Origin of the sequence: Lyngbya sp. CCY1209 (assembly GCF_035615495.1) — a bacterium.
Lineage (GTDB): Bacteria > Cyanobacteriota > Cyanobacteriia > Cyanobacteriales > Microcoleaceae > Limnospira.
In genome coordinates, this window is record NZ_JAJENU010000451.1 from 1 (window position 1) to 8,761 (window position 8,761).

The following is an 8,761-nucleotide window of genomic DNA, read 5'->3' on the forward strand; positions in this document are numbered from 1 at the left end:
AATAGCCGAAATCATCTGAAGATGATTGGGGAAGTTATAATAACTGCGGGAGGATGATTCGTGAAAAATGATCCAGTTGTCGAAGAAATTCATAAAATTAGAGCCGATTACGTCGCCAAATTTAATGGTGATATCCGTTCGATTTATTTTGATGTTAATCAAAACTTGGGGAAGGGTTGAGGGCCCTCTCCCTAAATCCCTCTCCCCGAGGGAGAGGGACTTTGAAATGGTTTAATTCTCTAACCTAAAAGTGCCATGCCAATCCCAATTACATTACAAGAACTTCTGAAAAAACAGGGCGAAATGCTGACCCCATTTTTGATGCTAATCGCTCAAAAACAGCTCGAAATTGACTGCACCGGAGTCGATCGCCTCCCGGCCGAAACCCTCGACCATCTCTTTTCCCACGCGCCGGACAGTTGGGATACGGGCGACTTTTGGAATATCATCAATATCGATACCGTCAGCGACGGCCTCGCCGCCGACTTGATGACCTGGAGCGATCGCAGGCAGGGCCGATCGCCCGCGATAACTGAAGCGATCGCTCCCACAGAAATTATAGCACAAAAAATCGAAGAAAAGCAACCTTTATCTACAGAAATTATAGCGGAAAATGAGGCGCGATCGCCCCTGGATATCTTCAAACTGCGGGACGAAGCGATCGCGGACTATCGGGACTATATCGAAAGCTTTTTAAAACTGCGCGATCCGAAGATCAAAGCCTTCGTCGATCGCGAATTGAAGCGGGGGCTACTGTGGCCAGATCCCCTGGTTCAACTCAACCCTGCCTACACAAAAGGCGGCGGCGTGACCCGTTTAATTGACGAAGGTTTGCTGCATCCGAAATGTCGCGACTACTTCCCCAATTATATTCGCAAATATAACTTCCACCTCCACCAAGAACAGGCCTTTCGAGCCGCCCGCAATAACCGACCCTACGTCGTGACCACCGGCACCGGTTCCGGCAAAAGCATGACCTACGTCGTCCCCATCTTTGACGACCTGCTGCGCCACCCGGAAATCGAGGGCGTCCGCGCCATTCTCGTCTACCCGATGAACGCTTTAATCAATTCCCAAAAAGAAGAATTTGACAAATACTTAAAAGAAGTTCCAAACACCCCGATTCGCGTCGAACGCTACACCGGACAAGAAAGCCTCGCCGATAAAATCAAAGTGCAACAGCACCCGCCGCACATTCTCCTCACCAATTATATGATGCTGGAATTGATGCTGAGTCGGGTCCACGAAGAAAAATTGGTCGCCTCCCCCGTCCTCAAATTCCTAGTCCTCGACGAACTCCACACCTACCGGGGGCGCCAGGGGGCCGACGTCGCCATTCTGATTCGGAAATTGCAGCAGCGGTGCGGCCAAAACCTCCTCTGCATCGGCACCAGCGCCACCATGTCCACCAAGGGGACCCGCACGGACCGCAACCAAACCGTCGCCGCCGTCGCCAGTAAGTTATTCGGGGTGGAGGTGACGCCGGAAAACGTCATCGACGAAACCCTCGAACGCAGCATCCGGCGCCCGGACCCCACCGCGGCGGAACTCGCGGCAGCTTTGGAAACCGGACTGCCGCCGGAGTCTGAACAGACTTTAGAAGCCTTTCAAACTCACCCGTTAGCCGCCTGGGTGGAGGTGAATTTCGGGTTGGAGTCGGAAGGGGGGCACCTGGTGCGGCGGACGCCGATATCCCTGGCGGTGGGGGCGGCGAAATTGGCGACGGAAACCGGCGCCGACGGGGAGCTCTGCGCGGATATTCTGCGGCGGGTGTTGTTGTGGGGAAGCAAAACCCGGGGTTTGGCGTTTCGCCTGCACCAGTTTATTTCCCAGGGGGGCAGCGTCTACGCCACCGCCGAGAAGAGGGAGAAACGGGAGCTCACTTTAGAGGGAAAATACGCCACGGATAGCGATCGCCTTTTGTACCCCCTTGCCTTTTGCCGGGAGTGCGGCCAAGATTATTATTTGGTGGAGTATGATCGCGATCGCAACCAAGTCAAACCCCTGATTCCCACCGCTTTAAATACCGGCGATGACGCCGACATTCAGAGTGGTTATCTCACCCTCGCCGAGCCCGGTTTGTGGGAAGAAAGCGATCGCGATCGTCTCCCGGATACTTGGTTTAGAGAAACGAAGAAAAAAGGCCGATTTCCGAAAAAAGAATACGCCGAATTTATCCCCCAAAAACTGCAAGTCCTCCCCAACGGCCGCGTCACCGACTCCCTCACCAAAGGCACGGCGTTCTGGTTCGTGCCCAAACCCTTTCTCACCTGTTTAAATTGCGGCATCGTCCACGACAAGCGCAAAAGCGAATTTACCAAACTCTCCCGCCTGAGCACCGAAGGCCGCAGCACCGCCACAACCCTGCTTTGCCTGTCCGCCGTCAACCGGCTAAAAACCAGCGGCGCCGTCTCCCCCCAGGCCCAAAAAATTCTCAGTTTCACCGACAACCGCCAGGACGCCTCCCTGCAGGCCGGACATTTCAACGATTTCGTGCAAACCAGCCTGCTGCGAACCTCCCTCAACGGGGCCATCAAAGCCAACCAGACCCTCACCCAACAACAACTCGCCCAAGCGGTGGTGGAACAGATGAACCTACCCCAGTCCGACTATGCTACAGAAGTAGCCGAATATGGTTCGGGAAAACGCCGCAATGAGAAAGCCTTCCACAAACTGATCGAATACCGACTGTATGAAGACTTGCGGCGGGGGTGGCGCATCGTGCAACCCAACCTGGAACAGTGCGGCCTGTTGGCGATCGATTATGATGGCTTGGAGGACATCTGCGCCCATGTCGATTTGTGGCAAAAACATTCCGATCCGATTTTGCTGCAAGCCAGTCCCCAACAGCGCTACCATGCGATCGCGGCTGTCTTAGATCAACTTCGCAAAGATCGGGTTTTGGATGCGGAATTGCTGCAACCTCAGCGGGTGGAACAGCTCAAAAAAGAGGTGCGGCAAGCGATTAAAGATCCCTGGTGTTTTGATGAGTCCGAAGACCTCGTTCCAGCCCCCTGGGCTTCCACTTCCACAGCCAAAACTAAGCAATATACAGTCAAACTCACCCCCCGCAGCAAAATTGGCAAATTCCTCCGCAGCGCCCAAACCTGGCCGTTGTGGGGACGGAACCTTTCGGAAATTGAATATCAGAATTTAATCAAAAACTTGATTGCAGCTTTGGCTGACAGCGGATATCTAGTCCGGGAGGGCGACAAAGTGCAACTGCGGGTTGATGCCTTCGTGTGGCGATCGCAAAATGTGGACTTCATCCGGCCCGATCCGATGGCCTCGAAACGCCTCCAGGGTGACGAAGACGTGTCGGTGGAGGTGAATCGATTTTTCCGCAATTTTTACGATCGCGGCGGTGCGGAGATCCAAAATATGGAAGGGCGCGAGCACACGGGCCAGGTCGCGATCGGCGATCGGCAGGACCGAGAAAACAAGTTCCGGTCCGGGAAACTCTCGGCCCTATTCTGTTCGCCGACGATGGAATTGGGTATCGATATCGCCGATCTGAATATCGTCCACATGAGGAACGTGCCCCCGAGTCCCGCCAATTACGCCCAACGCAGCGGACGGGCCGGACGCAGCGGGCTCGAAGCCCTGGTCATCACCTACGCCTCGGCGGGTAGCGGACACGACCAATATTTCTTCAAACGTCCCCAGCAAATGGTCGCCGGGGTGGTGGTGCCGCCGAAACTCGAACTCGGCAACCGGGATCTGATCGAGTCCCACATCCATTCCCTCTGGCTGGCTTACACGGGGGTTTATTTTGAAAAGTCTATGAACCAAATTCTCGACCTCGATGCCGGCGACTACCCCCTGAAAGAGTCGGTGCGAAATCACCTGAGATTGACATCGGAACAGAAGGAGAAATGCTTTCAGGCTGCGAAAGAAATTTTTAAGGATAAATTCTGTCGTCGAGACTTGGAAAATGCCACCTGGTGCACCGATAATTTTTTGTGGGAGGCGATCGACAATGCCCTGATCCGTTTTGACCAAGCGTGCGATCGCTGGCGGAATTTGTATCGCGATGCCGTCACCCAGCTTACCATTTCCCGGGAGGCGAGCGATCGCCACAGAAAGGGCCTCACCTCAGACCTGGAACAACAAAAAGCCGACGCCCTCGAACGGGAAGCCAAACGGCAAATTGCCCTATTAGTCGCCCAGGTCGATGGCAACAAAAACGCATCCCAACTCGAATTTTATCCCTACCGTTATTTCGCCTCCGAAGGCTTCCTCCCCGGCTACAACTTCCCCCGCCTCCCCGTCCGCGCCTACATCCCCGCCGGGAATAAAAGCGAGTTTATTTCCCGCCCCAAAGTCGTCGCCATCCGCGAATTCGCCCCCGGCAATATCCTCTACTACGAGGGCAATAAATTTCAAATTCACAAAACCCGCATCCCCGTCAAAGGCATCGAAAGCGCCTACCAGCGGATGGCGATGTGTCCCCGCTGCGGATATTTCCACACCGGCGAGGACTGGAAACTGGACCTGTGCGAAAACTGCGGCGCGAAACTGACCGCCGACAGCCGCGGCAACTGGGCAAAACACAATCGGATATTGCCGATGGAGACAATGCTCACCCGGCCCAAGGAACGCATCACCTGCGACGAAGAGGAGCGGCTAAAATCCGGTTATAATATCACGACCCATTTTCGCTTCCAAGAACGCCGACAGGAAGTCGCCGATGTCGTCGCCGAAGACGGCAGGAAACTGCTGGAACTCACCTACGGAGACACCGCACAAATTCGGCGCATCAATCGCGGTTTGCGGTCCGGCGAAGAGCGGGGATTCAAACTCAATGTTGCCACGGGATATTGGGAATCAAAGGATAAAAAAAAGCCGGAAATTTCGGATTTAGAAAATCTGCATACGGAAGTTTATCTGATGGTGGAGGATGTCTGCAACGTACTCCTGATCAAACCCTGCGATATTCCCAAAGAGGAGGCGGAGGAATTTTTGGCGAGTTTTCAATATGCGATCGAGCGGGCAATTCAAGCCGTCTACAAACTGGAAGACAACGAACTCGCCTCGGAACGTCTCGGGAAGGGAGAATATCTGCTATTTTGGGAAGCCTCTGAGGGAGGCGCGGGGGTGCTCTCGCAAATCCTGGAAAATCCCAAAGCCTTCCAACAACTGGCGGCGGAAGCGATGGATATCTGCCATTTCATTGAGGAAAAGAAAAGTTGTACTAAAGCCTGTTATGAATGCCTGCTTTCCTACCGCAACCAATTCGACCACCCGCTGCTCGATCGCCGCATCATCAAGTCCCACTTGGAGCGGCTCCAAACCAGCAAAATTGAGCGCCACATCGACGATATTTCTCGACAGCAACAGTATCAAAAATTGCGCGATCGCACCGATCCCAACTCCCCCTTCGAGCGGGAATTTTTAGATGAATTATACAACCAAGGTTTGCCGCTCCCCGACGCCGCCCAACCCTTCATCCCCGAAGCGAATATCAAACCCGACTTCATTTATTGGGACCAAAAAATCGCCATTTTCTGCGACGGTTCCGCCCATGATGACCCCGAAAAACGGGAACGCGATCGCATCAAAAGGGACGATCTCAAATATAATTTAAACTACCACGTTTTGGAGATTCGACATGACGAAGATTGGCGATCGGTCCTGGCACCTATTTTTTCATCTGGGTGGTTTAATGCCCCGACCTAGAAACCGGGTTTCTAAAAGCATCTTTCCGGGACAAAAATCAACCCTCATAGAAACCCGGTTTCCGATCCACCTTGTGTCAAACAGAGAAACTCAGATTCTCCGATCTCTCCCCACTCCCGATTTATTAATATAATGAATAAACGTCACACCGGCGAACCGATCGCCCCCGTTCAACCCTCCCAATTTCCATGCAAGTAGAAATCAAACGCCAACTCACCATCGCCCTGGAAAACTACCCCGGACGCCTCGCCGCCGTCAGCAGCGCGATCGCCAAATTGGACATCAACATCGAAGCCATTTCCTTGATCGATAATATCGAACAGGGCGTAATCCGACTGATCGCCAGCGACCCGCCCCAGTGCAAAACCGATTTAGTCCGACAGGGATTTTATATCATCGAAGCCGACGTTTTGGCCGTCAGCCTCACCAACTGGCCCGGTCAACTCTCCCGCCTCAGCCACGCCCTCGCCACCGCCGGAATTAACATAGAATACACCTACGGCAGCACCGTCACGGCCGGAGATCCCATGCGGCTGATGTTGAAAGTCTCCGAACTGCAACGCGCCCATCAAATCCTAGCCGAACTCGAGGACAACTGAACCGTGACCGCTATCCAAAAAGGCAGTATCGGCATTTTACCCCCCGGAGCCCTGGGCGTGGGATTTTTCTATCACCTCACCCGGGAACTCGCCCAACTCGACGAGGATACCTTTTTTATCGAACGCCGCCACTCCAAAAGTGCCGCCAGCCTGCGAGAGTCCGGCCAGATCGCGATCGCCACCCCCGAGGGCATTCACAATATAGCGTGCGATCGCTTTCTCAAACCCGACCTCCTCACCTGCTGCGAGTCCGGCGACTTGCCCGAAATTGTATTAGTCTGCACCAACCCCGACCAAATTCTGGATGTGATCACCGGCATCGTAGAATTGTCGGTGCGACTCCACGACGCCGGACAACTCCTGCAACCCGAGCCCCCCTTACCCCTATTTATCCTCTGTGCCAACGGCATCTACTTTCAGCGGTTCCGGCAAATCTTCGTCGAGAAAATCGAAGAAGCCATCCTGTTCGGGCGCCTCCCGGAACTGTGGCCCGACGCGATGCCGAAAGTCGTCTGCCGCCTGCTGCGGGGCATCACCATCCAAACCGGACTGCGGGAAGGCGGCGGGGCTCGAACCCTGTACCGACCGGGGCCGAAGGGACAGACGCGCATCGCCGGGGGAGATGCCCGGACCCGCCAACGCTGCCTGGAAATCCTCGCCGAAGATCGAAATGGCTGGTTTGAACAGGCGCCCTACAGTTCCGCCACCCGCCTCGAATTTGACAAGGCTTTGATCAACCTCACCTCGAATCTGCTGGGGCAAATTTGCGCGATCGATGACCGGGGAGAATTCACCCCCCTGAATGCCGGACAAGTCTTGGAATCCGCCCCCGCCGAAGAGATCCGGGAACTGCTGCATCGGGTGTTCCGGGTCGGGCAGATGGTGCGGGCCTACGATTTGCGAGAAGATTTTGAAGTGATATTTCAAGAAGCGATCGCCACCGTCGCCGCCCACGGCACCCACACCCCATCCAGCATCCAGTGGGTAGAAATGAACCTGCGGCGCGGCACCCTCAAACCCGAAATTACCCCCACGGAATCTTGGCTACTCGAACCCCTGATCCGATACGCCCGGGCGTCCGGTTTGGAGGAAACCGCCGCCTATTTCCAAACCCTCAAAGAACGCCTGACGACGAAGTTACAACGACTCGCCCGCCGCCAGGAGGAAACAACGTCACAATTCTTCACGAAGAAGGGGGACAAGTCCTGACACCATAAGGATCGGTGGACGATCGCGCGATGGTCAGCTATCAGCTTTTGTCCTGACTATCCCGGCGACTGCCAATAAAAAAAATCCTTTCCACTCATTCAGTACCGTTAATTCATTAAAATGACCGACTCGACCCAAATTCCCTATCTATTGCGTGCGGCACGCGGTGAAGCGCTGGACCGCCCCCCCGTTTGGATGATGCGGCAGGCGGGTCGCTACATGAAAGCCTATCGCGATCTGCGGGAAAAATATCCCTCCTTCCGCGAACGTTCCGAAAAAACCGATATCGCCGTCGAAATTTCCCTGCAACCCTTCCGGGCCTTCAAACCCGACGGCGTGATCCTGTTCTCCGACATTCTGACTCCCCTGCCGGGAATTGGCATTGATTTCGATATCGTCGAAAGCAAAGGCCCGATCATCGATCCGCCCATCCGCAGCCAGTCCCAAATCGACCAACTGCGTCCCATCGAACCGGAAGAATCCTTCCCCTTCATCAAGGAAATCCTGCAAACCCTGCGGCGGGAAGTGGGGAACGAGGCGGCGGTTTTGGGCTTCGTCGGGGCGCCCTGGACCCTGGCGGCTTACGCGATCGAGGGCAAGAGCTCCAAGGATTATCGCATCATCAAAAGTATGGCATTTTCCGAACCCGCCCTGCTGCACCAATTCCTGAGTAAATTGGCTGATGCGATCGCGGCCTACGCCTGTTATCAAATCGAATCCGGCGCCCAGGTGGTGCAACTGTTCGACTCCTGGGCCGGCCAGTTGAGTCCCCAGGATTACGAAATCTTCGCCCTCCCCTACCAAAAACAGGTGTTCGATCGCGTCAAAGCGCGTCACCCCGAAACCCCCCTGATCCTCTACATCAACGGCAGCGCGGGCATTTTGGAGCGAATGGCTAAGTCCGGCGCCGACCTGATCAGCGTCGATTGGACCGTGGACATGGGCGAGGCCAGAAACCGCATCGGGCGCGATCTGGGAGTCCAGGGCAATATCGATCCCGGCATTTTGTTCGGGTCGAAGGAACTGATCCGCGATCGTATCCTCGACACCATTCGCAAGGCCGGAAACCGGGGTCACATCCTGAATCTGGGCCACGGCGTCCTGCAAAAGACCCCGGAGGAGAATGTCGCCTATTTCTTTGAAACGGCGAAACAAGCCGACAAGTTGCTGACGGTTTCCGTGTAGCCCCCCTAGCCCCCATCCCCCCCAACCCCCATCCCCCCCAGCCCCCATCCCCCCCAGCCCCCCTTTGAAAGGGGGGAGTAAGGGGGGAG

At 55.1% G+C, this 8,761-nt stretch carries 4 protein-coding genes; all 4 read left to right on the top strand.

Features of this window, described 5'->3' with window-relative positions:
* Positions 1–255 precede the first annotated feature (255 nt).
* The 4 genes from LKE08_RS14155 (at position 256) to hemE (ending at position 8,672) form a co-directional block, all read left to right on the top strand.
* On the top strand, positions 256–5,679 hold the full coding sequence (locus tag LKE08_RS14155; protein ID WP_324704883.1) for a DEAD/DEAH box helicase: 5,424 nt from the start codon (positions 256–258) through the stop codon (positions 5,677–5,679).
* Between the two features lie 188 nt (positions 5,680–5,867).
* Positions 5,868–6,278 carry a hypothetical protein gene (locus LKE08_RS14160; RefSeq protein ID WP_324704884.1) on the top strand — a complete coding sequence of 137 codons (411 nt, stop codon included), beginning with the start codon at positions 5,868–5,870 and terminating at the stop codon, positions 6,276–6,278.
* Positions 6,279–6,281: 3 nt separating this feature from the next.
* Positions 6,282–7,487, top strand: coding sequence for a hypothetical protein (locus tag LKE08_RS14165; RefSeq protein WP_324704885.1), 1,206 nt, complete (start codon positions 6,282–6,284; stop codon positions 7,485–7,487).
* A gap of 120 nt (positions 7,488–7,607) precedes the next feature.
* Complete coding sequence (hemE, locus tag LKE08_RS14170; RefSeq protein WP_324704886.1) at positions 7,608–8,672, top strand: uroporphyrinogen decarboxylase; 1,065 nt, start codon at positions 7,608–7,610, stop codon at positions 8,670–8,672.
* Positions 8,673–8,761 lie beyond the last annotated feature (89 nt).

Bases quoted from the DNA above. Each gene is read 5' to 3' on its own strand.
- LKE08_RS14155 (WP_324704883.1), top strand. From the start codon at position 256: ATGCCAATCCCAATTACATTACAAGAACTTCTGAAAAAACAGGGCGAA.
- LKE08_RS14160 (WP_324704884.1), top strand. From the start codon at position 5,868: ATGCAAGTAGAAATCAAACGCCAACTCACCATCGCCCTGGAAAACTAC.
- hemE (WP_324704886.1), top strand. From the start codon at position 7,608: ATGACCGACTCGACCCAAATTCCCTATCTATTGCGTGCGGCACGCGGT.